We start from the raw sequence: 25,057 nt of genomic DNA on the forward strand, positions 1-25,057 counted from the left end.
CGTCCGCTGTGGCCAGTGTGTGTCCAGTGCGTCCGGTGCGTCCGGGCGCAGGTCGGCCCACGGGCCGGGCCGACGGCCGTACGGCCGCCGGTGCGCGCGCCCCCGCGCGGTCGGTCCACCGCCCCTCCGCGGCCCGGTCCGCGGTCAGGCGGGCTCGACGCCGGGCTGCTCCGCGAGGCGCTCGCCGATGGCCCGCAGCCCCTCCAGGTCGTGCACGTCGCCCGGCAGCGCGGCGACCTCGGCCACCGGCACCTCCGGGTGCAGCGCGGCGAAACGGTCGCGCGTGCGCCGCTCGCGCGCCAGCACGTGCATCCGCTCCGCGTGCAGCCTCAGCATGCCCGCGGCCAGCCGCTCGGCCGCCGTGGGGGAGGAGGGGGAGTCCTCGTCGGGAGAGCCGTCGGTGCCGCCGGAGCTGTTCGAGGTGTCGTCGGAGCCGGACGCGGACCGCGGGGCGGACCGTCCATCACCACCTTTCCCGGTGGGATGATCGACAATGCCGCCGTCCTCGAGATTCTCGGCGGCGGCCATCGCCCGCTCCGCGCTGAGGTGCGCCGCCTCGCTGCCGTGCATCCGGTTCAGCACCAGCCCCGCCAGCGGCATCCGGTCCGCTGCCAGCCGCTCGACGAAGTACGCCGCCTCGCGCAGCGCGTCGCGCTCCGGCGCCGCCACCACCAGGAACGCCGTCCCCGGCGCCTGGAGCAGCCGGTACGTGGCGTCGGCGCGGGTGCGGAAGCCGCCGAACATCGTGTCCATCGCCGCCACGAACGTCTGCATGTCGCGCAGCAGTCCCGTCCCCAGCAGCTTGTTGAGCAGACCGGTGAACACCGACAGCCCGGACACGCCCAGGTTCATGAACTTCAGGCCGGCCCGGCCGCCGACCTTCGCCGGGGCCGTCAGCAGCCGGATGAACCGCCCGTCCAGGAACGACCCCAGGCGCTTGGGCGCGTCCAGGAAGTCCAGCGCCGAGCGGCTCGGCGGGGTGTCCACGACGATCAGGTCCCACTCGTCGCCCGCGCGGAGCTGGCCGAGCTTCTCCATGGCCATGTACTCCTGCGTCCCCGCGAAACCGGCCGACAGCGACTGGTAGAAGGGGTTCTCCAGGATCGCGCGGGCCCGCTCGGGGTCCGCGTGGGACTCGACGATCTCGTCGAAGGTCCGCTTCATGTCGAGCATCATCGCGTGCAGTTCGCCGCCCGACGCGCCGTCGACGCCCTTCACCCGGCGCGGGGTGTTGTCCAGCTCGGTCAGGCCCATCGACTGGGCCAGCCGGCGGGCCGGGTCGATGGTGAGGACGACGACCCTGCGGCCGCGTTCGGCCGCGCGCACGCCCAGGGCCGCGGCGGTCGTCGTCTTGCCGACGCCGCCCGCGCCGCAGCAGACCACGATCCGGGTGCCGGGGTCGTCGATCAGCGCGTCGACGTCCAGCGCCGGCAGCGTCCCGAGCGTCTGTGCCGTACCCGCGTCGGCCGTCCGTGCCGTCACTCCGCAACCCCCTGTTCGCGCAGCTCGCCGGCGAGCAGGTAGACGCCGGGCAGGTCGGCGCCCTCGGCCAGCAGCTCCAGCTCGTGCACGGGCAGTCCCAGCCCGGCTATCTCCGATCGCAGCTCGCCCTCCAGCGCCAGCCGTTCGGCGTGCTCGTGGGCCTGGTGCAGCAGCGGGCCGATCAGCTGCTCGGCCCTGCCGCCGCGCCGCGCGCCGCCCAGGCCCGCCCGGGACAGCGCCCTGGCGATCTCGGCGCGGGACTCCTCGGCGGCCCGCACCGACTCCCGGTCCAGTACCGCCGGACGCGTCATGTTGACGAACACGCTGCCGACCGGCAGCCCGGCGGCACGCAGCTCGGCGACGCCGTCCACGGTCTCCTGCACCGGCATCTCCTCCAGCAGGGTCACCAGGTGCACGGCCGTCTCGGACGACTTGAGCACCCGCATCACGGCCTGGGCCTGGTTGTGGATCGGACCGACCCGGGCCAGCCCGGCCACCTGGTCGTTGACGCCGAGGAAGCGGGTTATCCGGCCGGTGGGCGGCGCGTCCATGACCACGGCGTCGTAGACGAAGCCGCCGCTGCGGGCGCGGCGCCGCACCGCCTCGCAGACCTTGCCGGTGAGCAGCACGTCGCGCACGCCGGGCGCGATGGTGGTGGCGAAGTCGATCGCGCCGATCCTCTTCAGGGCCCGCCCCGCGCCGCCGAGCTTGTAGAACATCTGCAGGTAGTCCAGCAGCGCCTTCTCCGCGTCGACGGCCAGCGCGTACACCTCCCCGCCGCCCGGCCCGACGGCGATCTTCCGCTCCTCGTACGGCAGCGCCTCGGTCTCGAAGAGCTGGGCGACGCCCTGCCGCCCCTCGACCTCGACCAGGAGCGTGCGTCTGCCCTCCTCGGCGAGGGCGAGCGCGAGTGCGGCGGCGACCGTCGTCTTCCCGGTCCCGCCCTTGCCGGTCACCACATGCAGCCTGCTCACCCTTCGGAGCCTAACCACCGGGCCGGGGGAGTACGCGTGCGGATGGGCCATGGAGGTGCGGCGCGGGCTCCCGGGGGCGGGCCGGGGCAGGTCGGGGCGGGCCGGCAGGCCGGGGAGCCGGGGGACGCTGGGGGACGGCGCGCGGGAGGGGCTAAGGTCGGCCCCATGACGAAGTGGGAATACGCGACCGTACCGCTGCTCGTGCACGCGACCAAGCAGATCCTGGACACCTGGGGCGAGGACGGCTGGGAGCTGGTCCAGGTGGTGCCGGGCCCGAACAACCCGGAGCAGCTCGTGGCGTACCTGAAGCGGGAGAAGCGGTGAGCGGTTCGGTCGAGGCGAGGCTGGGCGAGCTGGGGCTGACCCTGCCGGAGGTGGCGGCGCCGCTGGCGGCGTACGTCCCGGCCGTGCGGTCCGGCCCCTACGTCCACACCGCCGGGCAGCTTCCGCTGGTCGACGGCGAGCTCCCGGTGACCGGCAAGGTCGGCGCCGAGGTCACGCCGGAGGAGGCCAAGGGGCTGGCCCGCATCTGCGCGCTGAACGCCCTGGCGGCCGTGAAGTCGGTCGCCGGCGACCTGGACCGGATCGCCCGGGTGGTCAAGGTGGTCGGCTTCGTCGCCTCCGCCCCGGACTTCACCGGCCAGCCCGGCGTCGTCAACGGGGCCAGCGAGCTGCTGGGCGAGGTGCTGGGCGACAAGGGCGTGCACGCGCGCAGCGCGGTGGGCGTCTCGGTGCTGCCGATCGACGCGCCGGTCGAGGTCGAGATCCAGGTCGAGCTGGCGGACTGAGCCGCCGCGCGCCCGGACGGATCGGTGCGGGCCCCGGTGTCCGGGGCCCGCACTCGAACATCGCGGCCCGCGGCCGTACGATCCGGCCATGCCGTCAACGCCGCCGTCCACGTCCTCCACGCCCCCGCGCGACGGGCAGTGGTACCCGCCCGAGTGGCCCGAGCGCATCCGCGCCCTGGCCGAGGGGCGGCTCACGCCCGTGGCCCCGCGCCGGGCGGCGACCGTGATGCTGCTGCGGGACGCCGACGGCGGCCCGGCCGTCCACATGCTGCGCCGCCGCGCCTCCATGGCCTTCGCCGGAGGCGCGTACGCCTACCCCGGCGGCGGTGTCGACCCCCGTGACGAGGGCGCGGTCGCCTGGGCCGGCCCGGCGCGCGAGGAGTGGGCGCGGCGGCTCGGGGTGGAGGAGCCGGTCGCGCAGGCCGTCGTGTGCGCCGCGGTGCGCGAGACCTTCGAGGAGGCGGGCGTCCTGCTGGCCGGCCCGGACCCGGACACGGTCGTCGCCGACACAACCGGCGAGGACTGGGAGGCGGACCGGGCGGCCCTGGTGGCCCGCGAACTCTCCTTCGCCGACTTCCTCACCCGCCGCGAGCTGGTGCTCCGCAGCGACCTGCTGGGCGCCTGGGCGCGCTGGATCACCCCGGAGTTCGAGGCGCGGCGCTACGACACCTGGTTCTTCGTCGCCGCCCTGCCCGAGGGCCAGCGCACCCGCAACGCCTCCACCGAGGCGGACCGCACGGTGTGGATCCGCCCGGCCGACGCGGCCGCCGCCTACGACCGGGGCGAGCTGACGATGATGCCCCCGACGATCGCCACCCTGCGGCAGCTCCGGCCGTACGCCGACGCCGCCGCGGCGCTCGCGGCCTCCGGTGAGCGGGACCTGACGCCCGTACTGGCCCGGGCCCGCCTGGAGGACGACGGGGCCGGCGGGCGGCGGGTCGTGCTGAGCTGGCCGGGACACGAGGAGTTCACCAGGCACGTGTCGGCGCGCCGGCGGACGGCGGGGGACGCGCCGTGACCGACGCCTCCGCCCTGCCCGGGCAGCCGCGCGGCGGCGCGATCGACGGCACGGGCACCGCCCGCGCGGTCTGCGTGCTCGCGCCGAACCCCTCGCCGATGACGCTGGACGGCACCAACACCTGGATCGTCGCCGAGCCGGACTCGCCGCTGGCGGTCGTCGTCGACCCCGGCCCGCTGGACGAGGGGCACCTGCGCCAGGTGATCGACACCGTCGAGCGGTCCGGCCGGCGGGTGGGGCTGACGCTGCTGACCCACGGCCACTGGGACCACGCCGAGGGCGCCGCCCGCTTCGCCGAGCTGACGGGCACCGCCGTACGCGCGCTCGACCCGGCGCTGCGGCTGGGGGACGAGGGCCTGGCGGCCGGGGACGTGGTCACCACGGGCGGCCTGGAGCTGCGGGTGGTGCCGACGCCGGGCCACACCTCCGACTCGCTCAGCTTCCATCTGCCCGCCGACGCGGCGGTGCTGACCGGCGACACGATCCTGGGGCGCGGCACCACGATGGTGGCCCACCCCGACGGGCGGCTGGGCGAGTACCTGGACTCGCTGCGGCGGCTGCGCTCGCTGACCGTGGACGACGGCGTGCACACGGTGCTGCCGGGGCACGGGCCGGTGCTGGAGGACGCGCAGGGGGCCGTCGAGTACTACCTGGCGCACCGGGCCGGCCGCCTGGCGCAGGTGGAGGCGGCCGTGGAGAGGGGGCACCGCACGGCCGGGGAGGTCGTGGCGCACGTCTACGCGGACGTGGACCGCTCGCTGTGGCCCGCCGCCGAGCTGTCGGTGCGGGCGCAGCTGGAGTACCTGGAGGAGCACGGCCTGGTGTGACGGGCCGTGCTCCCGGCGGACCGGGCCGTCCGCCCGGGCGGGTGAGCCGGGGTCAGCGCGAGCGCTTCGCCAGGCGTTCCACGTCCAGCAGGATGACCGCGCGGGCCTCCAGCCGCAGCCAGCCGCGGCTGGCGAAGTCGGCCAGCGCCTTGTTGACCGTCTCGCGGGACGCGCCGACGAGCTGGGCCAGTTCCTCCTGGGTGAGGTCGTGCACCACGTGGATGCCCTCCTCCGACTGCACGCCGAAGCGGCGCGACAGGTCCAGCAGCGCCTTGGCGACGCGGCCGGGGACGTCGGAGAAGACCAGGTCGGACATCGAGTCGTTGGTGCGGCGCAGTCGCCGGGCGACGGCGCGCAGCAGCGCGGTGGCGACCTCGGGGCGGGCGTTCAGCCAGGGCTGGAGGTCGCCGTGGCCCAGGCCGAGCAGCTTGACCTCGGTCAGCGCCGTGGCCGTGGCCGTACGGGGGCCGGGGTCGAACAGGGACAGTTCGCCGATCAGCTCGCCGGGGCCCAGCACGGCCAGCATGTTCTCGCGGCCGTCGGGGGAGGTGCGGTGCAGCTTGACCTTGCCCTCGATCACGACGTAGAGGCGGTCGCCGGGGTCTCCCTCGTGGAACAGGGCCTCACCCCGTGCGAGCGTCGTCTCCGTCATGGAGGCACGCAGCTCGGCGGCCTGCTCGTCGTCAAGCGCCGCGAAGAGCGGGGCGCGCCGCAGAACGTCGTCCACGAGTTCTCTCCTTGTCCACGTGCCCACGGGTCTGACGCCCCCATGATGCCGGACGGTGAAACAGTGCGATCAATCACAAGTTTGACGCACCCGGCGTCCGGCGCGTGCGCCAGGGGTCCGATCGGGCCCCGAATCCGCGGTGAGCGGGGCGGATGTCGGCGCTCCCCCGTACGCTGGCCGGGTGTCCAACACGCCGGTGGGACCGGACGGAAAGGGGGCGTACGGGTGACGGTGTCCCGTGGCTCATCCCAGGATTCCGCTGTGGGCGAACGCGAGTCCGCCGAACGAGTGGCGGAGGCGAAGCCGACGAGAGCGGCCAAGGGGGGCGGGAGCGGCAAACCGGAGACGCGGCTGGCCATGGTGCGCCGTGCCCGGCGCATCAACCGCGAACTGGCCGAGGTGTACTACTACGCCCATCCCGAGCTGGACTTCGAGAATCCGTTCCAGCTCCTGGTGGCCACGGTCCTCTCCGCCCAGACCACCGACCTGCGGGTCAACCAGACCACCCCCGCCCTCTTCGCCGCCTACCCCACTCCGGAGGAGATGGCCGCGGCCGACCCCGAGCGGCTGGAGGGGCTGATCCGGCCCACCGGGTTCTTCCGGAACAAGGCCAAGTCCCTCCTCGGGCTCTCGGCGGCCCTGCGCGACCGTTTCGGCGGCGAGGTGCCGGACAACCTGGAGGACATGGTCTCCCTGCCCGGTGTCGGCCGTAAGACGGCCCACGTGGTGCTGGGGAACGCCTTCGGCAGGCCGGGTCTGACGGTGGACACCCACTTCGGACGGCTGGTGCGCCGCTGGAAGCTGACGGAGCAGACCGATCCGGAGAAGGTCGAGGCCGAGATCGCCGAGATCATCCCCAAGAGCGAGTGGACGATGTTCTCGCACCGGGTCGTCTTCCACGGCCGCCGCATCTGCCACTCCCGCAAGCCCGCCTGCGGCGCCTGCCCGATCACGCACCTGTGCCCCTCGTACGGCGAGGGCGAGACGGACCCGGAGAAGGCGAAGAAGCTGCTGAAGTACGAGATGGGCGGTCTGCCGGGCCAGCGGCTCAAGCCCCCGGCCGACTACCCCGGACAGCCCGCGCCGCCGCTGGGCGCGGAGTGAGGCGCGGATGAGGGAAGCACAGGAGAGGCACCGGGCCCCGGCCGCCGGCCCCGTCGCCGTCACCGACCACGGGCTGCCGGACTGGCTGCGCCCGGTGGCCGACGCGGCGAGGACGGTGCGGGCGCAGCAGCTCAGCCGCTTCCTGCCGCCGCGGAACGGGGGCGGGCGGCAGTCGGCCGTCCTGGTGCTCTTCGGCGAGGGCGGCGGGGGCGCCGGGCCCGAACTGCTGCTGATGGAGCGGGCCACCAGCCTGCGCTCGCACGCCGGGCAGCCGTCCTTCCCCGGCGGCGCCCTCGACCCGGAGGACGGGGACCCGGAGAGCGACGGGCCGCTGCGCGCCGCGCTGCGGGAGGCCGAGGAGGAGACCGGGCTCGATCCGTCCGGGGTGCAGCTCTTCGGGCGGCTGCCGCGCGTCTACATCCCGGTGAGCGGATTCGTCGTCACGCCCGTACTGGGGTGGTGGAGGGAGCCGACCCCGGTGGCCCCGGTGGACCCGGCCGAGACGGCCCGGGTCTTCACCGTGCCCGTGGCCGACCTCGCCGATCCGGCGAACCGCGCCACCGCCAGGCACCCCAGCGGCTACCGCGGCCCGTGCTTCCTCGTCAGCGACGCGCTGGTGTGGGGCTTCACGGCCGGGATCATCGACCGGATCCTGCACTTCGCCGGCTGGGAACGGCCGTGGGACACCGACCGCAGCGTCCCCCTCGACTGGCGCGCATGAGACGGTGGACGACGTGAACGTGCTGGACATACTGCTGCTGCTCGCCGCCGTGTGGTTCGCGATCATCGGCTACCGCCAGGGATTCGTGGTCGGCGTGCTGTCGGTCGCCGGATTCCTCGGCGGCGGGCTCGTCGCGGTCCAACTGCTGCCGGTCGTCTGGAACGAGGTCACCGACGGGGCGTCGGCGGGGACGGCGGGCGCGATCGCGGCGGTGGTCGTGGTGATCGTGTGCGCGTCGGTCGGCCAGGCGTTCACCACGCACCTGGGCAACCGGCTGCGCCGCCACATCACCTGGTCGCCGGCCCGGGCCCTGGACGCGACCGGCGGCTCGCTGGTGAACGTCGTGGCCATGCTGCTGGTCGCCTGGCTGATCGGCACGCTGCTGGCCTCCACGGCCGTGCCCGTCGTCGCCCGGGAGGTCCGCGGCTCCACGGTGCTGCACGGGGTCTCCAGAGCGCTGCCGGACGACGCCGACACCTGGTTCACCGACTTCACCTCGGTGCTCGCGCGCAACGGCTTCCCCCAGGTCTTCTCGCCGTTCGCCAACGAGCCGATCACCTCCGTGGAACCGCCGGACCCGGCACTGGCCGACAGCCCGGCCGTCGCCCGCGCCAAGCAGTCCATCGTCAAGATCCTGGGCACCGCGCAGAGCTGCGGCAAGGTGCTGGAGGGCACCGGCTTCGTCTTCGACCGCGGCCGGGTGATGACCAACGCGCACGTGGTCGGCGGCGTCGACGAGCCGACCGTGCAGGTCGGCGGCGAGGGCAGGCTCCACGACGCCACGGTCGTCCTCTACGACTGGGAGCGCGACATCGCCGTACTCGACGTGCCGTCACTCCGGGCGCCCGCGCTGCGGTTCGCGGAGGGCGACGCCGAGACGGGCGACGACGCGATCGTCGCGGGCTTCCCGGAGAACGGCGGGTTCGACGTCCGCTCCGCCCGGGTGCGCGGCCGCATCCAGGCGACCGGCCCGGACATCTACCACCGCGACACGGTGCGCCGCGACGTCTACTCCCTGCACGCCATGGTCCGGCAGGGCAACTCCGGCGGCCCGCTGCTGACGCCCGACGGCAGGGTGTACGGCGTCATCTTCGCCAAGTCCCTGGAGGACGAGAGCACCGGCTACGCGCTCACCAACGACGAGATCCGCCAGGACATCCTGCGGGGGCGCGCGGCACGGGGTCCGGTGGACAGCCAGGGATGCGCGATGTGAACCCCCGCCCCCGGCCCCGCCGTCCGGCCACGGCTCGGATCGCCGGGCGGTGCGGGACCGGGAGGCGGGCGTTACGGCGGGCGGGCGGCGTCAGCCGCGCGTATGCCGCAGCCGCGCGCCGACCCAGCGGGCACGGCGGCGCAGGATGTGGGGGATGCCGAGCTGGGGGTCGCGGGGATCCCCGAAATCGCCGAGACCGCGATGGTCTCGCGAGGGGCGCGGGGGCGAGCCCTGCGCGCTGTTCTGTTCCCGGATGTCGCGTGACACGTCACGGTAGTCGTGCGTCCAACCCATACTCCGCACTCTGCCCGTGCCCCAAGGTCGGTAATCGCCCAATGGTCCGTCAATTGGCCTATGCGAGCGTCACGTGCCCATATCATCGGTCGGGTTCGGGGTCCTTGAGCCAGTCGACGAGCTCGCTCGTGAACGCCTTCGGATCCTCCTCGTGCGGGAAGTGCCCCAGCCCGTCGAACAGGCGCCAGCGGTACGGGGCCTCCACGTACTCGCCCGAGCCCGCCGCGCTGCGGGTGCGCATCACCGGGTCGAGCGATCCGTGCAGATGGAGGGTGGGGACGCGGACCGGGCGCTTCATGCGGCGGTTGAACTGGAAGCCGTCCAGACGCGCCAGCGAGCGAACCATCCAGCGGTACGGCTCGATCGAGCAGTGCGCGGTGGAGGGGATGCACATCGCCCGCCGGTAGACCTCGACCGCCTCGTCCTCCGGCGACCGCGGTCCGGACCACTCCCGCAGCAGGCGGCCGACCAGCGCCCCGCCGTCCGCCGCCAGCCGCCGCTCGGGGACCCAGGGACTCTGGAAGCCCCACACGTACGAGCCGGCCGTCGTCTGCCGCAGGTCGCCCAGCATCGCCGCGCGCCAGCGGCGCGGGTGCGGCATCGAGGCCACGGCCAGGCGCCGGATCAGCTTCGGACGCATCACCGCCGCCGTCCACGCCAGGTAGCCGCCCAGGTCGTGGCCGACGAGCGCGGCGTCCGGCTCGCCCAGGGAGCGGATCACGCCGGTGACGTCGAGCGCGAGGTTGGCCGGGTCGTAGCCCCGGGGCGTGCGGTCGCTGCCGCCCACCCCCCGCAGGTCCATCGCGACGGCGCGGTAGCCCGCCTCGGCGAGGACGGGCAGCTGGTGCCGCCAGGTCCACCAGAACTGCGGGAACCCGTGCAGCAGCAGGACCAGCGGGCCCTCGCCCATCTCGGCGATGTGGAAGCGCGCGCCGTTGGCGGCGACGTCCCGGTGCGTCCAGGGGCCGTCCATCCGGACGACGGACGAGGGGGTGCCGGAGTGGTGCGCGCCTGTCATGCCTGCCGTGTCCGCTGTGCCTGTGGTGCCTGCCGTGCCTGCCGTGTCCGCCATGCCCGTGGTGCCCGTCGTGCCTGCCGTGCCGGTGCCGTCCGTGCTGCCCGTACTGTCCGTCATGCGGAAGAGCGTGACACGTGTTCGACGGCCATGGGCTCCGCCTCGACGGCCTTGGGCTCCGTACGCGCGCCCGGCACGGCCCGCGGGTGCGGCTTGACGCCCGACAGCACGGCCGCCGACTGCTTGGCCGACGCGATCGAGCGCTTGGGCGGCTTGACCTTGGACAGCTTGGCCTTGGCCAGCAGCAGGAGCACGAGCGCGACCAGGATGTACGCGCCGCCCACGACGGTGAACGACCAGGCGAGCCCGAGCCCGAGGTTGTGGATGCCGTACGCCGCGGCGAAGCTGAAGACCGGCAGCGAGAAGAGGAGCAGGATCCCCGCGGCGACGGCCGCGCCGCTGCCGATCGCGCCGCGCTTGACGTCCTGCCGCAGCTCGGCCTTGGCCAGCGCGATCTCCTCGTGGACCAGTGCGGACAGCTCGGTCGTCGCCGAGGCGACCAGCTGTCCGATGCTGCGGCCGTCGTCGGCTGGGCTCATCGCATGCTTCCTCTCGTCGTGGGGTGCCGGTGGCTCTGCATCATGCCGGACCGCGGTCCCCGCCGTCGCGTGCGGCCGCGGCGAGCCGCCGCCGCGCACGACCCGGTCGGTGCCCGGACCGGTTCCCCGCGCCCCCGGGAGCCCTGTGTGCCGGATCAGTCCTCGCTGGAGGCGGCTCCCGGCAGCTTGGACTGGATGAGGTCCATCACCGTGGAGTCGGTGAGGGTGGTGACGTCGCCCAGCGCCCGGTTCTCGGCGACGTCGCGCAGCAGACGCCGCATGATCTTGCCGGAGCGGGTCTTGGGCAGCTCCTCGACCGGCAGGATGCGCTTGGGCTTGGCGATCGGGCCGAGGTGCTTGGCCACGTGGCCGCGCAGCTCCTCGACCAGCCCCTCGTCCTCGGCGGCGCTGCCGCGCAGGATGACGAAGGCGCAGATGGCCTGGGTGGTCTGCGGGTCGGTGGCGCCGACGACCGCGGCCTCGGCCACCTTCGGGTGCGAGACCAGCGCGGACTCGACCTCGGTGGTGGAGATGTTGTGGCCGGAGACCAGCATCACGTCGTCCACCCGGCCCAACAGCCAGATGTCGCCGTCGTCGTCCTTCTTGGCGCCGTCGCCCGCGAAGTAGCGGTTCTCGAAGCGCGACCAGTAGGTGTCCAGGTACCGCTGGTCGTCGCCCCAGATCGTCCGGAGCATCGACGGCCAGGGCTCGGTCAGGACGAGGTAGCCGCCGGAGCCGTCGGGCACCTCGTTGGCGTCGTCGTCCACGACGGTGGCGGCGATGCCGGGCAGCGGCACCTGCGCCGAACCGGGCTTGGCCTCGGTGACGCCCGGCAGCGGGCTGATCATGATGGCGCCGGTCTCGGTCTGCCACCAGGTGTCCACGACCGGGGTGCGGTCGCCGCCGATGTTGTGGCGGTACCAGACCCACGCCTCGGGGTTGATCGGCTCGCCGACCGAGCCCAGCACCCGCAGCGAGGACAGGTCGAACTTCGCCGGGATGTCGTCGCCCCACTTCATGCAGGTGCGGATGGCGGTCGGGGCGGTGTAGAGGATCGTGACCCCGTACTTCTCGACGATCTCCCACCAGCGGCCCCTGTGCGGGGTGTCGGGGGTGCCCTCGTACATCACCTGGGTGGCGCCGTTGGCCAGCGGGCCGTAGACGATGTACGAGTGGCCGGTGACCCAGCCGACGTCGGCCGTGCACCAGTAGACGTCCGTCTCCGGCTTGAGGTCGAAGACGGCGTGGTGGGTGTAGGCCGCCTGGGTGAGGTAGCCGCCGGAGGTGTGCAGGATGCCCTTGGGCTTACCCGTCGTGCCGGAGGTGTAGAGGATGAACAGCGGGTGCTCGGCCTCGAAGGCCTGCGGGGTGTGCTCCTCGGACTGGCGGTCCACCAGCTCGTGCCACCACACGTCCCGGCCCTCGGTCCAGGCCGTCTCCTCGCCGGTGCGGCGTACGACCAGGACGCTGCGCACGTTCTCGGTGCCCGGGCGGTCCAGGGCCTCGTCCACGGCGGGCTTCAGGGCGCTGGGCTTGCCGCGCCGGTAGCCGCCGTCGGCGGTGATGACGACGCGGGCGTCGGCGTCCTGGATGCGGGTGGCCAGGGCGTCCGCGGAGAAGCCGCCGAAGACCAGGGAGTGCGGGGCGCCGATGCGGGCGCAGGCCAGCATCGCCACGACCGTCTCGGGGATCATGGGCAGGTAGATCGCGACCCGGTCGCCGCTCCGCACGCCCAGCTCGGTCAGGGCGTTGGCGGCCTTGGAGACCTCGCGCTGCAGCTCGGCGTAGGTGATCGCGCGGGTGTCGCCGGGCTCGCCCTCGAAGTGGATGGCGACCCGGTCGCCCAGACCCGCCTCGACGTGGCGGTCGACGCAGTTGTAGGCCACGTTGAGCCGGCCGTCCTTGAACCACTTGGCGAAGGGCGGGTTGGACCAGTCCAGGGTCTCGGTCGGCTCGGTCTCCCAGCTCAGTCGGCGGGCCTGCTCGGCCCAGAAGCCCAGCCGGTCCGCTTTCGCCCGTTCGTACGCCTCCGCCGTGACGTTGGCGTTCGCTGCCAGCTCGGCGGGCGGCGCGAACCTCCGTTCCTCCTTGAGCAGGTTGGCCAGGCTTTCGTTGCTCACGACATCTCCCTTTCCCAGGGTGTCTGGTGTGTCCCGCGTCATAGCAGACCAGCCCCCGTCGCCCCCTGACAAGACTTGTCGGTCAAGTGGTGTAGACCTTTTGCGCCCAGGGGTCGGCGCGTGTCGGTGAGCGGCCGACGAGCGGTCGAACGGCGTGTTTCCGCACCCTTCGCCCCGCCGCCGGCCGCTGTTCCCCGCGTGCGGGCGGGACCGTTCAGGCCACCGCCGCGCCGGGCTGCACGGGGGCGAAGACCGGCGTCCCGCCGCTGTCCGCATCACCCGGAAGGTCCAGTACGTACGCCTGGGCCTCGCCGACGTGGAAGTACATCCCGTGCAGCTCCAGCGAACCCTCGGCCAGCCGCCGGGCCACGCACGGATGGACCCGCAGATGGTCGAGCTGCTGCACCACGTTGGCCAGGCACAGCGCCTCCAGCCCGTCGGCCTCGCGCGGCAGCGGTTCCGGGCCGCCGACGCGGGGGACGGCGTGCGGACCGGAGCCGTGCCGTGCGGCCAGCCGCTCCAGGCTGGGGCGGCCGTGGGTCAGCCAGCGGCGCAGGGGGGTGTCCGGGGCGGGCGCGCCGGCGTCCGTCCCCGAGGCGCGCAGTGCCTGCATCGCGCCGCAGCCCGAGTGCCCGCAGACGGTGATCGACTCCACGCGCAGCACCTCGACGGCGTACTCGATCGCCGCCGCCACCGAGTCGTCGCTCGCCCCGGAGCCGGGTGGCGGCACCAGGTTGCCGACGTTGCGCACGGTGAAGAGGTCCCCGGGCCCGCTGGAAGTGATCATGCTGGTGACCAGCCGGGAGTCGGCGCAGGTGAGGAAGAGCTGCGAGGGCCGCTGCCCCTCCCGCGCCAGCCTGGCCAGCTCCTCGCGGACCAGCGGCGCGGTGGTGCGCTGGAAGTTGCTCAGCCCGCCGAGGAGCTGGCCCCCGACCCCGCTCCGGCCGGGCCGGGGCCGGGTGCACTGGTGGTTGCGCCAGGGCGTCCAGGGGGTGCAGCCGTGCGGGGCGGACGGTTCCCGCACACAGGGCGCGGAGCGGCCGGTGATCTCCACGCTGCCGCCGTGCGCCGTGTAGGAGGTCTCCCAGTCCCGCAGGGTCTCGTACGCCGCGTGGTCCATGAAGGAGCCGCCCAGCTCCACCACCACCCGGCTCCCCTCGGGCACCCGGCCCAGCGCCCGGCTCAGCCGCGGCACCGCGAGGAACGTGAGCTGGCCGCGCACCCGCACCCGGTGGACGGCTCCCGCCCCGTCCGGGCCGCCGTCCTCGGCGGCCTCGCAGGTGATCCGGGTGCGGGCCAGCCGGTGGAGGGCGACCGCGACGGCGACCGCGATGCCGGCGCCCACCCCCTCCAGCACGCCGGACAGCACCACGCCCGCGGTCGTCGCGGCGTACACGAGCACCTCGCGGTGCCGGGTGACGCTGCGGATGTGGACGATCTTGACCATCTGCACGCCGACCACCATCACCAGCGCGGCGAGGGCCGCCAGCGGGATCAGCTCCAGCGCCCCGACCAGCAGCCCGGAGGCGATCAGCACCCACACCCCGTGGAGCACGGTGGAGCGGCGGCTGACCGCGCCGGCCTGGATGTTCGCGGCGGTGCGCACCGCGACGCCGGTGACCGGCAGTCCGCCCAGGGCCCCGGAGACCATGTTGGCCAGGCCCTGGCCGCGCAGCTCCCGGTCCAGGTCCGCGCGCGGGATCCGTACGCCCGACAGGTGCTCCGGGAGCGTACGGGCGACGGCCAGCTTGTCGGAGGCCATCGCCGACAGCAGCGACTCCACACCGGCCACCAGGGTGACGGTCAGCACGGCGGCCAGCAGCCCCAGCACCGGCCCGTCGGGCAGCGAGGGCAGGGCGTGGCTGTGCCAGGACGGCAGGTCCACGCGCGGCAGCCGCAGGCCGGAGAGCGAGGCCACCGCGGTCGCCAGCACCACCGCGGCCAGTGCGGCGGGGAACACCCTGCGCGTCAGCCCGCCCGCCCTGCCGGGCAGCCGCGGCCACAGCAGGAGGACGGCCACCGTGACGGCCCCGATCGTCAGCGCGTCGGCGCGCGGGTCGGCGAGCCGGCCGGGCAGGGCGAGCACGTTGGCGACGGCGGAGCTCTCCGGGCTCCCACCGAGCACGACGTGGAGCTGGGCGAGGGCGATCGTCACCCCGATGCCCGCGACCATGCCGTGCACGATCGCCGGGCTGACCATGAGGGCGGAGCGGGCCGCCCGCAGCGCGGACAGGCCGAGCTGGGCGAGTCCGGCGAGGACGGTGATGGCGCACGTGGTGCGCCATCCGTAGAGCTGGATCAGTTCGGCGACGACCACCGTCAGGCCCGCCGCCGGTCCGCTGACCTGGAGGGGGGCGCCGCCGAACCGGCCGGCGACGATGCCGCCGACGGCCGCGGCCACCAGCCCGGCCTGGAGGGGCGCCCCGGTGGCCAGGGCGATGCCCAGGGAGAGGGGCAGCGCGATGAGGAAGACGGCCACGGAGGCCGACAGATCGGCTGACCGGGTGCCTTCCGGCCCGCTTCCGCGCAGGGAGCGGCGCAGACGGTCCCCCGCGCGGGAGCGGAGGGAGGGGAGTGGGAGGTCGGACCGGCTGTTGCGGCCGGTGGGATCGGCGTCGGGGGAACGATCGGTGGCGCAGGCGGACATTTCCGTCTCCGTCCGGGGATTCCGTTACGGTCCGTATGAAGCTGACTACACAAAGTTTCGGTAAACGAATCGTAATGTCGCGTAAAGGATCAAGGAAGGGGGGTGGGGCAATCGGCCCCACTGTTCACACCTGGGGGTGAACAAGCCGGGGGAACCACCTGCTGCGGTTGCGCCTCTCACTGTGCGTGTGAGGTTGGTCGCAGGTCGAACACGTCGGCCACAAGGGCACAGAAGTGATGAGGTGGAAATCATGGGAGCCGCAAGGAGGTTGACCAGAGGCGTCGCGGGAGCGGCCGTGCTGGTCGTGCTGGCGGTCGGTTGTTCGGGCCCGGCCCCGGGCACGTCGAAGGACGAGGGACGCGCGAACAAGGACGGGCAGCGGGGGAAGCCCGCGGGCAAGGTCACGCTCATAGGCGACGGCTCCACCGCCTACATAGGCGCCCAGCCGAACCAGCCCGAGTTCGGGCGCCTCGAGCCCGGCCGCAAGCCTCCGCAGTTCGTCGTCTTCTCCTGGGACGGTGCGGGGGAGGACGGCAAGAAGCTCTTCTCCCACTTCCGCGAGGTGGGCAAGAAGTATGACGCGTACATGACGTACTTCCTCAGCGGCGTGTACGTGCTCCCCGAGACGAAGGCCCACCACTACCGGCCGCCCGGCCGCGGCCGCGGAGCCTCGGACATCGGCTACCTCAAGGACGAGAACATACGCGCCACGCTGGAACAGCTCCGCGGCGCCTGGCTCGACGGCAACGAGATAGGCACCCACTTCAACGGCCACTTCTGCGGGGCGAACGGCGTCGGCAGCTGGACGCCCGAGCAGTGGAGGAGCGAGATCGAACAGGCCAAGTGGTTCGTGCAGAACTGGAAGACCACGACCGGCTGGAAGGACCTGGAGCCCCTCCCCTTCGACTACGACCGGGAACTCGTCGGCGGCCGCACTCCCTGTCTGGAGGGCCGCGCGAACCTGCTCCCCGCCGCGAGGGAGATGGGCTTCCGCTACGACTCCTCCGGCAACGGCACCCAGGTCTGGCCCGACAAGGAGGGCGGCCTGTGGGACCTGCCGCTCCAGCAGGTGCCGATGCCCGGGCGCTCCTTCGAGACGCTCGCGATGGACTACAACTTCCTGGCCAACCAGTCGGGAACGGTCAACGGGGACCCGGCCCAGCGCGAGGCCTGGGGGCGGCAGATGCGCGACGGCCTGCTGGAGGGCTTCGACCGCGCGTACGACGGCAACCGGGCGCCGATGATCATCGGCAACCACTTCGAGGACTGGAACGGCGGCATCTACATGAAGGCCGTCGAGGACGTCATCAAGAAGGTGTGCCCCATGGAGGACGTGCACTGCGTCTCCTTCAGGCAGCTCGTCGACTGGCTCGACGGGCAGGACCCCGCGGTCCTGGAGAAGCTGCGCACCCTGGGCGTGGGGCAGGCGCCCGAGAGGGGCTGGGAGAAGTTCCTGACCGCCCCCTCGACGGCGGCCTCCTCCCGGACGTCCGGCGCCTAGGCCGGCGCGTCCGGCACCCCCGGACCCGGCCGCACGGCACGCACGGCACGCGCTGCACGCACGACACGCACGGCGCGGTGGGTGCGTCCGGTGCACCGGACGCACCCACCGCGCGGCGGCGGCCCCGGAACGGCCGGACCACGCCGCGGATCAGGCGGGCCGGGACGCCGGGGCCGGCTCCTCGCGGAGCACGAAGGCGGGGTCGACCTGGGCCGCCAGGTCGGCGCCCGTCCTGGCGTTGCCCCAGCTCTCGGCGTTCTTCAGGTGGAAGTGCACCATCTGCCGGGTGTAGCGCTCCCAGTCGCGCAGGCCGTACGACGCGTCCACCGCCTCCTGCATCACGCGCAGCGCCTTGTGGTTGGCGTCCTCCAGTTCGGAGAAGGGCAGCCGGCGGCCCTTCTCCATCGCGCGCACCCAGTCGGAGTGCCCGACGGTCACCAGCAGGTCGTCCCCGGCCTCCGCGTGCAGGAAGTCCAGGTCGTCCTGGCTCTGCACCTTGTTGCCCACCACGCGCAGCTGGACGTCGTAGTCCCGGGCGTACTCCTTGTACTGCCGGTAGACCGCCATGCCCTTGCGGGTCGGCTCGGCCACGAGGAAGGTCGTGTCGAAGCGCGTGAACATCCCGGAGGCGAAGGAGTCGGAGCCCGCCGTCATGTCGACGACCACGAACTCGCCGCGCCCGTCGACCAGGTGGTTCAGGTACAGCTCCACGGCGCCGACCTTGGAGTGGTAGCAGGCCACGCCCAGGTCCGCCTCGGTGAAGGGGCCGGTGGCCAGCAGCCGTACGTCCCCGCCGCCGGACACCCCGCCCGGCCGGACGCGGCGGGCGCAGGCGTCGTACACCGGGTTGTCCTCGGTGATCCGCAGCAGCCGGGAGCCCTCGCCCGGCGGGGTCGTCTTGATCATCGTCTCGGCGGAGGCGATCCGGGGGTTGGTGCCGCGCAGCCAGTCCTTGATCAGCGGCAGGCGGGCGCCCATCGCGGGCAGGGCGGCCGCCTCCTCCTCGTCCAGCCCCAGCGCGACGCCCAGGTGCTGGTTGATGTCGGCGTCCACGGCGACGACGGGCAGGCGTTGGGCGGCGAGGTGACGGATGAACAGCGAGGACAGCGTCGTCTTGCCGCTGCCGCCCTTTCCTACGAAAGCGATTTTCATGGTCGGAAGCGTAGTGGGGCGCCCGTGGCGCGGAGGGGCATCGCGTGAAGAAGACCACTCGTTCGTGGGGCGTTCGCGCCGGTCGGGGGTGCGTAGGGTCTAGGCATGTCTACGACTGCTGATCCCCTCGCCGCGCTGGGCGCGCTGCCCGGCGTCGCCGACTCCGTCGAATCGGTGCGCAAGGCCGTGGACCGGGTCTACGGACACCGGGTGATGCGGCGGCGCAGCAGCGAGGTCACCGCCGAGGCGGTGCTGCGGGGCGCCCGCGCCTCCGCCGCGCTCGGCGGCGCCGACTGGCCGCTGGAGGAGGTGCGCCGCCGCAGCGACTTCGGCGCGGACGCCGAGGCACGCACGGTCGGCGCGGCCCTGCGGACGACCGCGGAGGCCGGTCGGCTGCTGGACGTGTGGCGGCAGTCGCCGCTGCGGGTGCTGGCCCGGCTCCACCTGGTGGCGGCGGGCGGCGACGCGGAGGACGAGCGGGTGGGGCGGCCGCGGCTGGCGGGCGAACCGGTGGCGGAGCCGCTGGCGGCCGGCCCGGCGCTGCCGGACGCCGCCGAGGTCTCGGCCCGGCTGGACGCCCTGGCCCAGCTCGTCGTCGCGGGCACCTCCGCGCCCGCGCTGGTGACGGCGGCGGTGGTGCACGGCGAGCTGATGGTCCTGCGGCCCTTCGGCACGCACAACGGCCTGGTCGCCCGGGCGGCGGAGCGGATCGTCCTGATCGGCGGCGGCCTGGACCCGAAGTCCGTCTGCCCCCCGGAGGTCGGCCACGCCGAGCAGGGCGCCGACGCCTACGTCGCCGGCCTGCGGGCCTACGTCTCCGGGACCCCGGAGGGGGTGGCGGAGTGGATCGCGCACTGCGCCCGGGCGGTGGAACTGGGGGCGCGCGAGAGCACGGCGGTCTGCGAGGCGCTCCAGCGCGGGGCGGCCTGACGCCGGGGAGACCGGCGGGGCGCCGGGAGGGCGCCCGCACACGGGAATGCGTCCGCACACGGAAATGCGGCGGCACCGGCGCGGGGCCGGTGCCGTCGCTGGCACGTCAGCCGGGGTACCAGGCGTGCACGGTATCTGCCGACACCAGGGGGGACTCCGCCCGACCCCGGTGCGGCCGGCCCTATCGCGGGTCTGCTGCGCGTGGGTTCCCGGCTTCCGCACTCGGTCCGTGGGGCCTCTGTCCGTACCGGACCTCCTCTCGGAGGCTGCCGGTCAGGTCTCGCGGGCCGTTGATTCCTTTGTACTCCACGACGGGAGGAAGTGGAACCTTTCCCCGTGGACGTTCACTTTCCCCCTCAAACACTTCCCCGAGGTTCCCTGCTGATCTCCGCTGATCCCTGCTGATCCCTGCTGATTCCTGCCGGTCGCAGGGCTCACACGGCGCCGAAACGGGCGCGGCGCCGGCTCGCGTACCACACCAGGCCGGCGGTGGCCGCCGCCGCGCCCACCGCCACCGCCGCCGCCACCGCGGGGCGCTGGGGCATGGTGAACGCGGGCACCCGCTGCTTGAGGCGGACCGGGCGCTGGAAGGTGAGGATCGGCCAGTCCCGGGCCACCGCCTCCCGGCGCAGCGTCCGGTCGGGGTTGACGGCGTGCGGGTGGCCGACCGCCTCCAGCATCGGTATGTCGGTGGCCGAGTCGCTGTAGGCGTAGCAGCGCGAGAGGTCGTATCCCTCGGACTCCGCCAGCTCGCGCACGGCCTCCGCCTTGGTCGGACCGTACGCGTAGTACTCCACCTCGCCCGTGAAGCAGCCGTCCTCGACGACCATGCGCGTCGCCACGACGCGGTCCGCGCCGATCAGCTCCCCGATCGGCTCCACCACCTCCGCTCCCGAGGTGCTCACGATCACGACGTCGCGCCCGGCGAGATGGTGCTCCTCGATGAGGGAGGCGGCCTCGTCGTAGATGATCGGGTCGATGAGCTCGTGGATCGTCTCGGCGACGATCTCCCTGACCTGCTGGACGTTCCAGCCGCGGCACAGCGCGGACAGGTAGGCGCGCATCCGTTCCATCTGGTCGTGGTCGGCGCCGCCCACGAGGAACACGAACTGGGTGTACGCGGTGCGCAGCGCGGCGCGCCGATTGATCAGCCCGCCCTGGTAGAAGGACTTGCCGAAGGTGAGCGTGCTCGACTTCGCGATGACCGTCTTGTCCAGGTCGAAGAAGGCAGCGGTGCGCGGCAGCGAGTGGTTTTCCACGAGCTGAGCATATGCGCCCACCATTCGGCGTAAGGTGGGGCGCGTGGGTTTGCCTGAGAAGGCTCTCGGGTACACCATGGAAGTCACGGATCGTTCGCGACCGTGCTACCCCGGTCCGGCTCCTCCCCCCCCGAGTCGGCCGTGGAGACGACCCCCGCTCTCCCCCCCGGCGGGGGTCGTCGCATGTCCGGACGCGTTTCGCGTCCTCGGGGCCCTCGGGCGGCCCCCTCCCCGGCTCTCTCCGGCCTTCGGCGGCGCGGCTCCCCGGCCCTCATGATCCGTCACTCTGCGTATTCGTCACTCCGCTTGTATGGGGCCACTCGTTTGGGTGAGCGAGTTATTCACAACTGCCGAGTTGTCCACGCATTTGGGTCAAGATCATCGAGTTTTTCCGTTCCCCGGCACGGTGATTGAGCACGGCGTTCGCGGATCTCCCGCGAACTGGAGAGCAGGAATCCGGAAGGGGAACGGGACGTGACCGGAAGCATCCTGATCGTCACCGAGGACGAGAAACTGCTGGACGACCTGCTGCGCCTGTGCGCGGCGGCCGGGGCCGAGGCGGAGGTGGCGCACGGCGGGCCGCCGGTGCCGGGCGGCTGGGAGAGCGCCCCGCTGGTGCTGGTCGGCGACGACCGGGCCGGCCCGCTGGCCGGCGCGGCGCGTGCGCCCGCGCGCCGGCCCGGGGTGCTGCTCGTCGGCCGGGACCTGGACGACCCCGGTGTCTGGCGGCGCGGCATGGGGATCGGCGCGGAGCACGTGGTGCTCCTGCCCGACGGCGAGTCCTGGCTCACCGGCCGGATCGCCGACGCGGCCGAGGGAGCGGGGCGGCAGGCGCTGACCGTCGGGGTGATGGGCGGCCGGGGCGGAGCCGGGGCCTCGACCCTGGCCTGCGCCCTGGCGGTCACGGCGGCGCGCGCGGGACACCGCACGATGCTCGTCGACGGCGACCCGCTCGGCGGCGGACTCGACATCCTGCTCGGTGGAGAGCGGGCGGAGGGCCTGCGCTGGCCCGCGTTCGCCGACTCGCGCGGCCGGGTCGGCGGCGTGGCGCTGGAGGAGTCCCTGCCCAGGGCGCACGGCCTGCGGGTGCTCAGCTGGGACAGGGGGGAGAGCGCGGCCGTACCGCCCGAGGCGGTGCGCGCGGTCCTGGGCGCGGCCAGACGGCGCGGCGGTGTGGTCGTGGTGGACCTGCCGCGGCGGCTGGACGAGGCGGTCGCCGAGGCGCTGGCGCAGCTCGACCTCGGCCTGCTGGTCGTACCCGCCGAGCTGCGGGCGGTCGCGGCGGCGCAGCGGATCGCCTCCCGGGTGGGCATGGTGCTGCGGGACCTGCGGGTGGTGGTGCGCGACCCCTCCGGGCCGGGGCTGGACGGTGAGGAGATCGCCCGGCTGCTCGGACTGCGGCTCGCCGGCGAGCTCCCCGCCGAGGGCGGCCTGCCGGCGGCGGTGGACGCCGGACGGCCGCCCGGCGGGGACGCGCGCGGCCCGCTGGCCCGGTTCTGCGCGGAGTTCTGGGCCCGCGCGCTGCCGGAGGGCGGCGGGGCACGGCCCTCCGGCGGCCGGGGGAGCGTGGCCGTATGAGCGCGCGTACGGAGATCCGCGCGGGCGCGCGCAGGGGCACGGAGGCGAGTGGCGGAGCGGTCGCTCCGCGGACACTGGTGGACGCGGTGCGCCTGCGGCTGGCGGAGACCGGCGCCGAGCCCACTCCCGCCCGGGTCGCGGCGGCGCTGCGGGCCCAGGGACGGCTGCTCGGGGACAGCGCGGTGCTGGGCGTGGTCGAGGCGCTGCGGTCGGAGATGGTCGGAGCCGGGCCGCTGGAACCGCTGCTGGCCGAGCCGGACGTGACGGACGTCCTGGTGACCGCTCCGGACGAGGTCTGGGTGGACCGGGGCGGCGGGGTGGAGCGCACCGCGGTCCGCTTCCCCGACGCTGCGGCGGTGCGCAGGCTGGCCCAGCGGCTGGCCACGTCGGCGGGGCGGCGGCTGGACGACGCCCGTCCCTGGGTGGACGCCCGGCTCCCGGACGGCACGCGGCTGCACGCGGTGCTGCCCCCGGTGGCGGTCGGCTGCACGTGCCTGTCCCTGCGGGTGGTGCGGCCCCGGGCGTTCGCCCTGCCGGAGTTGGTGGCGGCCGGGACGGTGCCGCCCGGCGGGGACGGGCTGCTGCGGGCGGTCCTGGACGCCCGGCTGTCGTTCCTGGTCAGCGGGGGTACGGGTTCGGGCAAGACGACGCTGCTGTCGACCCTGCTGGGGCTCGTGGGGCCGGGGGAGCGGATCGTCCTGGCCGAGGACTCCGCCGAACTGCGCCCCGACCATCCGCACGTGGTGCGGCTGGAGACCCGTCCGGCCAACCAGGAGGGCGCGGGCCGGGTCGCCCTGCGGGACCTGGTACGGCAGGCGCTGCGCATGAGGCCGGACCGGCTCGTGGTCGGCGAGGTGCGCGGCGCGGAGGTGACGGATCTGCTGGCCGCGCTGAACACCGGCCACGAGGGCGGCTGCGGGACGGTCCACGCCAACGCGGCGGCCGACGTGCCGGCCCGGCTGGAGGCGCTGGGCACCACGGCCGGGCTCGACCGGGCCGCGCTGCACAGTCAGCTCGCGGCGGCGCTGTCGGTGGTGGTCCATCTGGCGAGGGACCGCCGGGGCCGGAGGCGGATCGCCGAGATCCACGTGCTGGAGCAGGACCGGTACGGCCTGGTGGTGACCGTACCGGCGGCCGTGTGGGGGCCGGACGGCTTCCTGCGGGAACGGGGCTGGCCACGGCTGGAGCGGCTGTGCGCACGGGGCGGCGGTGCGCTGTGACGGCGGCCGGAACGCAGATCGGGTCGCAGCCCGAGGCGGTGTACGCGGGGTCGGTGTGCGCGGCGATGGCGTGTGCCGGAGTGGTGGGCCGGCTGCTGGGCCGTCCCGGGGAGGGGCTGCGGCGGGCTCGGCTGCTGTGCGCCGACGGTGCCGAACCGGTGCCCCGGTGGAGCGGCCCGGGAGGCCCGGCGGTGGAGGCCGTCGCACGGACGGCGCGCCGGCTCGGGGCTCGGGTGGGCCGCGCGGGGTGGTGCCTGGCGGCCGGGGCGCTGCTGGCGGTGCTGGGGGAGTCGGTGCTGCCGCTGCTGGCCGGTGCGGTGGCCGTACCGCTGCTCGGGCGCCGGCTGCGCGGGCGTGAACGGCGTCGTGCGGAGGAGGCGAGGGAGGCCGCCGTCATCGACCTGTGCTCGGCGGTGGCCGGTGAGCTGCGGGCGGGTCGTACGCCGGAGCGGGCTCTGCTGGCGACGGGCATGCCCGGCTTCGGGGACGCGGGAGCGGCGGTGCTGGCGGCGGCCCGCTTCGGCGGTGACGTGCCGGACGCGCTGCGGCAGGCGGCCCGGCAGAAGGGCGCGGGCGGGCTCGGCGGGGTGGCCGCCTGCTGGCAGGTGGCGGTGGACGGGGGCGCGGGGCTCGCGGACGGGCTGGACCGGGTGGCCGGTTCGCTGCGCGCGGAGCGCGACCAACGGGAGGAACTGCGCGCCCAGTTGGCGGGCCCGCGGTCCACGGCGCTGGTCCTGGCGCTGCTGCCGGCCTTCGGACTGCTGCTGGGAGGCGCCATGGGGGCGCGTCCACTGCACGTGCTGCTGCACAGTCCGGCCGGATGGGCCTGCCTGGCGGGCGCCGGGTTGCTGGAGTGGGCCGGGTTGGCCTGGGTCTCCCGCATCGTCCGAACGGCCGAGAGGGGCGGATCGGGATGAGCGGCGAGACTGTCCACAGGGTGTGGACAACATGTGCGGAGCCTTCCCTCTCCCTCTCCCCTTCCTTCCTCCTCTCCTCCTCGTTGTCGCTGCCCGCACTGCCCCCGCTGCCCCCGCTACCCGCGCTGTCGTTGTCGGCTGTCGCCCTGTGTCTGGCGGGCGGGGCGCCGGCGGTGAGACGGGTGCGGTGCCGGCGGCGGACCGCGGCACTGCTGGACGCCGGAGCCGGTGCGCCGACGCCGGCGCGTACGGCCGCGGTGCGATGGCGGCCACCGCTCCGCGAGGCGGCGGCGATGGCCGGGGCCGTCGCTCTGGGGGTGGCCCTGGTCGGCGGTCCGGCCGGCTGCCTGCTCGGACTGGTCGCGGCGTACGGCGTCCGGTGCCTGCTGCGCGGCCGGAAGGGGCGGGACGGGCCGGCGAGGCGATCATACAGGGATAAAAGGCAACAAACGGGCGGTGAGGGCGCCGAGTCGCGGGTGGCCGGTCAGTTGCCGATCATCGCGGAACTGCTCGCCGCCTGTCTGGCGGCCGGGTCGGGACCGGGCGAGGCGGCCGGGGCGGTGGGCGGCTCGGTGGGCGGCCCACTCGGCCGGCGGCTGGTGCGGGCGTCGGCCGAACTGCGCCTGGGCGGTGACCCGGCGGCCGTCTGGGGGCGGCTGGCGGAGTCGCCGGGAGCGGCGGGGCTGGCGCGGTGCCTGGAACGGGCGGGGACGACGGGGGTGCCCGCGGTGGAGCCGATGGGGCGGCTGGCCGCCGAGTGCCGGGCACGCCGGGCGCGGGCGGCCACGGAACGGGCGCGGCGGGCGGCGGTCCTGGTCACCGGGCCGTTGGGGCTGTGCTTCCTGCCCGCCTTCCTGCTGGCCGGTGTGGTCCCGGTGGTCGTCGGCCTGGCTCGGTCACTGCTGTGAACCGCCGTGGACGACGAGGGACGGGCCGCGTCCGGACCGGACGCGGCCGACGGACGAACGACG

23 protein-coding genes are annotated in these 25,057 nt (G+C 74.3%); 13 read left to right on the plus strand and 10 right to left on the minus strand.

Annotated elements, in window-relative coordinates; translation table 11 throughout:
• Positions 1-144: 144 nt before the first annotated feature.
• Together QC029_RS10790 and QC029_RS10795 are read right to left on the minus strand one after the other, a co-directional pair.
• Positions 145-1,482 (minus strand): ArsA family ATPase, encoded by a 1,338-nt coding sequence (locus QC029_RS10790; RefSeq protein WP_279555327.1) that lies wholly within the window; start codon positions 1,480-1,482, stop codon positions 145-147.
• On the minus strand, positions 1,479-2,456 hold the full coding sequence (locus tag QC029_RS10795) for an ArsA-related P-loop ATPase (RefSeq protein ID WP_279555328.1): 978 nt from the start codon (positions 2,454-2,456) through the stop codon (positions 1,479-1,481). Before QC029_RS10795 ends, QC029_RS10790 begins: the two co-directional genes overlap by 4 nt.
• Positions 2,457-2,621: 165 nt before the next feature.
• On the opposite strand from QC029_RS10795, the gene QC029_RS10800 reads away from it, so the two are divergent.
• The 4 genes from QC029_RS10800 (at position 2,622) to QC029_RS10815 (ending at position 5,089) form a co-directional block, all read left to right on the plus strand.
• Complete coding sequence (locus QC029_RS10800; protein ID WP_010470378.1) at positions 2,622-2,780, plus strand: DUF4177 domain-containing protein; 159 nt, start codon at positions 2,622-2,624, stop codon at positions 2,778-2,780.
• Positions 2,777-3,244: a RidA family protein gene (locus QC029_RS10805; RefSeq protein WP_279555329.1), complete on the plus strand. Its 468-nt coding sequence runs from the start codon at positions 2,777-2,779 to the stop codon at positions 3,242-3,244. The genes QC029_RS10800 and QC029_RS10805 overlap by 4 nt, the downstream gene beginning before the upstream one ends.
• A gap of 88 nt (positions 3,245-3,332) precedes the next feature.
• Positions 3,333-4,262, plus strand: a complete 930-nt coding sequence (locus tag QC029_RS10810) for an NUDIX hydrolase (protein ID WP_279555330.1) — start codon at positions 3,333-3,335, stop codon at positions 4,260-4,262.
• Positions 4,259-5,089 carry an MBL fold metallo-hydrolase gene (locus QC029_RS10815; protein ID WP_279555331.1) on the plus strand — a complete coding sequence of 277 codons (831 nt, stop codon included), beginning with the start codon at positions 4,259-4,261 and terminating at the stop codon, positions 5,087-5,089. Before QC029_RS10810 ends, QC029_RS10815 begins: the two co-directional genes overlap by 4 nt.
• 52 nt (positions 5,090-5,141) lie before the next feature.
• Here the strand turns inward: QC029_RS10815 and QC029_RS10820 are convergent, their stop codons facing one another.
• On the minus strand, positions 5,142-5,816 hold the full coding sequence (locus QC029_RS10820) for a Crp/Fnr family transcriptional regulator (protein WP_279555332.1): 675 nt from the start codon (positions 5,814-5,816) through the stop codon (positions 5,142-5,144).
• Positions 5,817-6,077: 261 nt separating this feature from the next.
• On the opposite strand from QC029_RS10820, the gene nth reads away from it, so the two are divergent.
• From nth to QC029_RS10835, 3 genes are read left to right on the plus strand one after another with little or no spacing between them, the layout of a single operon-like run.
• The gene (gene nth, locus QC029_RS10825) at positions 6,078-6,920 is read left to right on the plus strand and encodes an endonuclease III (RefSeq protein WP_279555333.1); all 843 of its coding nucleotides are present in this window, start codon (positions 6,078-6,080) and stop codon (positions 6,918-6,920) included.
• 7 nt (positions 6,921-6,927) lie between these two features.
• Entirely contained in the window at positions 6,928-7,641 is a 714-nt protein-coding gene (locus QC029_RS10830; RefSeq protein WP_279555334.1) for a CoA pyrophosphatase, read from the plus strand.
• A gap of 13 nt (positions 7,642-7,654) precedes the next feature.
• Positions 7,655-8,854 carry a MarP family serine protease gene (locus QC029_RS10835; RefSeq protein ID WP_279555380.1) on the plus strand — a complete coding sequence of 400 codons (1,200 nt, stop codon included), beginning with the start codon at positions 7,655-7,657 and terminating at the stop codon, positions 8,852-8,854.
• A 90-nt stretch (positions 8,855-8,944) separates the two neighbouring features.
• Here the strand turns inward: QC029_RS10835 and QC029_RS10840 are convergent, their stop codons facing one another.
• The 5 genes from QC029_RS10840 to QC029_RS10860 all read right to left on the minus strand — a co-directional run bounded on the left by QC029_RS10840 (position 8,945) and on the right by QC029_RS10860 (position 15,529).
• On the minus strand, positions 8,945-9,148 hold the full coding sequence (locus QC029_RS10840) for a hypothetical protein (protein WP_279555335.1): 204 nt from the start codon (positions 9,146-9,148) through the stop codon (positions 8,945-8,947).
• Between the two features lie 82 nt (positions 9,149-9,230).
• Positions 9,231-10,166: an alpha/beta fold hydrolase gene (locus tag QC029_RS10845; protein ID WP_279555381.1), complete on the minus strand. Its 936-nt coding sequence runs from the start codon at positions 10,164-10,166 to the stop codon at positions 9,231-9,233.
• A gap of 113 nt (positions 10,167-10,279) precedes the next feature.
• Positions 10,280-10,762 carry a phage holin family protein gene (locus QC029_RS10850; RefSeq protein ID WP_279555336.1) on the minus strand — a complete coding sequence of 161 codons (483 nt, stop codon included), beginning with the start codon at positions 10,760-10,762 and terminating at the stop codon, positions 10,280-10,282.
• A gap of 155 nt (positions 10,763-10,917) precedes the next feature.
• The gene (acs, locus tag QC029_RS10855; RefSeq protein ID WP_279555337.1) at positions 10,918-12,882 is read right to left on the minus strand and encodes an acetate--CoA ligase; all 1,965 of its coding nucleotides are present in this window, start codon (positions 12,880-12,882) and stop codon (positions 10,918-10,920) included.
• Between the two features lie 214 nt (positions 12,883-13,096).
• The gene (locus tag QC029_RS10860) at positions 13,097-15,529 is read right to left on the minus strand and encodes a SulP family inorganic anion transporter (RefSeq protein WP_279555338.1); all 2,433 of its coding nucleotides are present in this window, start codon (positions 15,527-15,529) and stop codon (positions 13,097-13,099) included.
• A 250-nt stretch (positions 15,530-15,779) separates the two neighbouring features.
• Between QC029_RS10860 and QC029_RS10865 the strand changes: the two genes are divergently transcribed.
• On the plus strand, positions 15,780-17,030 hold the full coding sequence (locus QC029_RS10865) for a hypothetical protein (RefSeq protein WP_279555339.1): 1,251 nt from the start codon (positions 15,780-15,782) through the stop codon (positions 17,028-17,030).
• A 150-nt stretch (positions 17,031-17,180) separates the two neighbouring features.
• Here QC029_RS10865 and QC029_RS10870 read toward each other — a convergent pair whose 3' ends face one another.
• A complete protein-coding gene (locus tag QC029_RS10870; protein WP_279555340.1) occupies positions 17,181-18,182 on the minus strand; it encodes an ATP-binding protein in 1,002 nt (333 codons plus the stop codon).
• A 105-nt stretch (positions 18,183-18,287) separates the two neighbouring features.
• On the opposite strand from QC029_RS10870, the gene QC029_RS10875 reads away from it, so the two are divergent.
• Positions 18,288-19,112, plus strand: a complete 825-nt coding sequence (locus QC029_RS10875) for an oxidoreductase (protein WP_279555341.1) — start codon at positions 18,288-18,290, stop codon at positions 19,110-19,112.
• A gap of 434 nt (positions 19,113-19,546) precedes the next feature.
• Here the strand turns inward: QC029_RS10875 and QC029_RS10880 are convergent, their stop codons facing one another.
• On the minus strand, positions 19,547-20,395 hold the full coding sequence (locus QC029_RS10880) for an HAD family phosphatase (protein WP_279555342.1): 849 nt from the start codon (positions 20,393-20,395) through the stop codon (positions 19,547-19,549).
• Between the two features lie 450 nt (positions 20,396-20,845).
• Between QC029_RS10880 and ssd the strand changes: the two genes are divergently transcribed.
• The 4 genes from ssd (at position 20,846) to QC029_RS10900 (ending at position 24,994) form a co-directional block, all read left to right on the plus strand.
• Positions 20,846-21,949, plus strand: a complete 1,104-nt coding sequence (gene ssd, locus QC029_RS10885) for a septum site-determining protein Ssd (RefSeq protein WP_279555343.1) — start codon at positions 20,846-20,848, stop codon at positions 21,947-21,949.
• A complete protein-coding gene (locus QC029_RS10890) occupies positions 21,946-23,169 on the plus strand; it encodes a TadA family conjugal transfer-associated ATPase (protein WP_279555344.1) in 1,224 nt (407 codons plus the stop codon). The genes ssd and QC029_RS10890 overlap by 4 nt, the downstream gene beginning before the upstream one ends.
• Positions 23,166-24,086 (plus strand): type II secretion system F family protein, encoded by a 921-nt coding sequence (locus QC029_RS10895; protein ID WP_279555345.1) that lies wholly within the window; start codon positions 23,166-23,168, stop codon positions 24,084-24,086. Before QC029_RS10890 ends, QC029_RS10895 begins: the two co-directional genes overlap by 4 nt.
• Positions 24,087-24,379: 293 nt before the next feature.
• On the plus strand, positions 24,380-24,994 hold the full coding sequence (locus tag QC029_RS10900) for a type II secretion system F family protein (RefSeq protein WP_336621574.1): 615 nt from the start codon (positions 24,380-24,382) through the stop codon (positions 24,992-24,994).
• Positions 24,995-25,057: the final 63 nt, after the last annotated feature.

Source organism: Streptomyces sp. DH37, assembly GCF_029813835.1.
Lineage (GTDB): Bacteria > Actinomycetota > Actinomycetes > Streptomycetales > Streptomycetaceae > Streptomyces.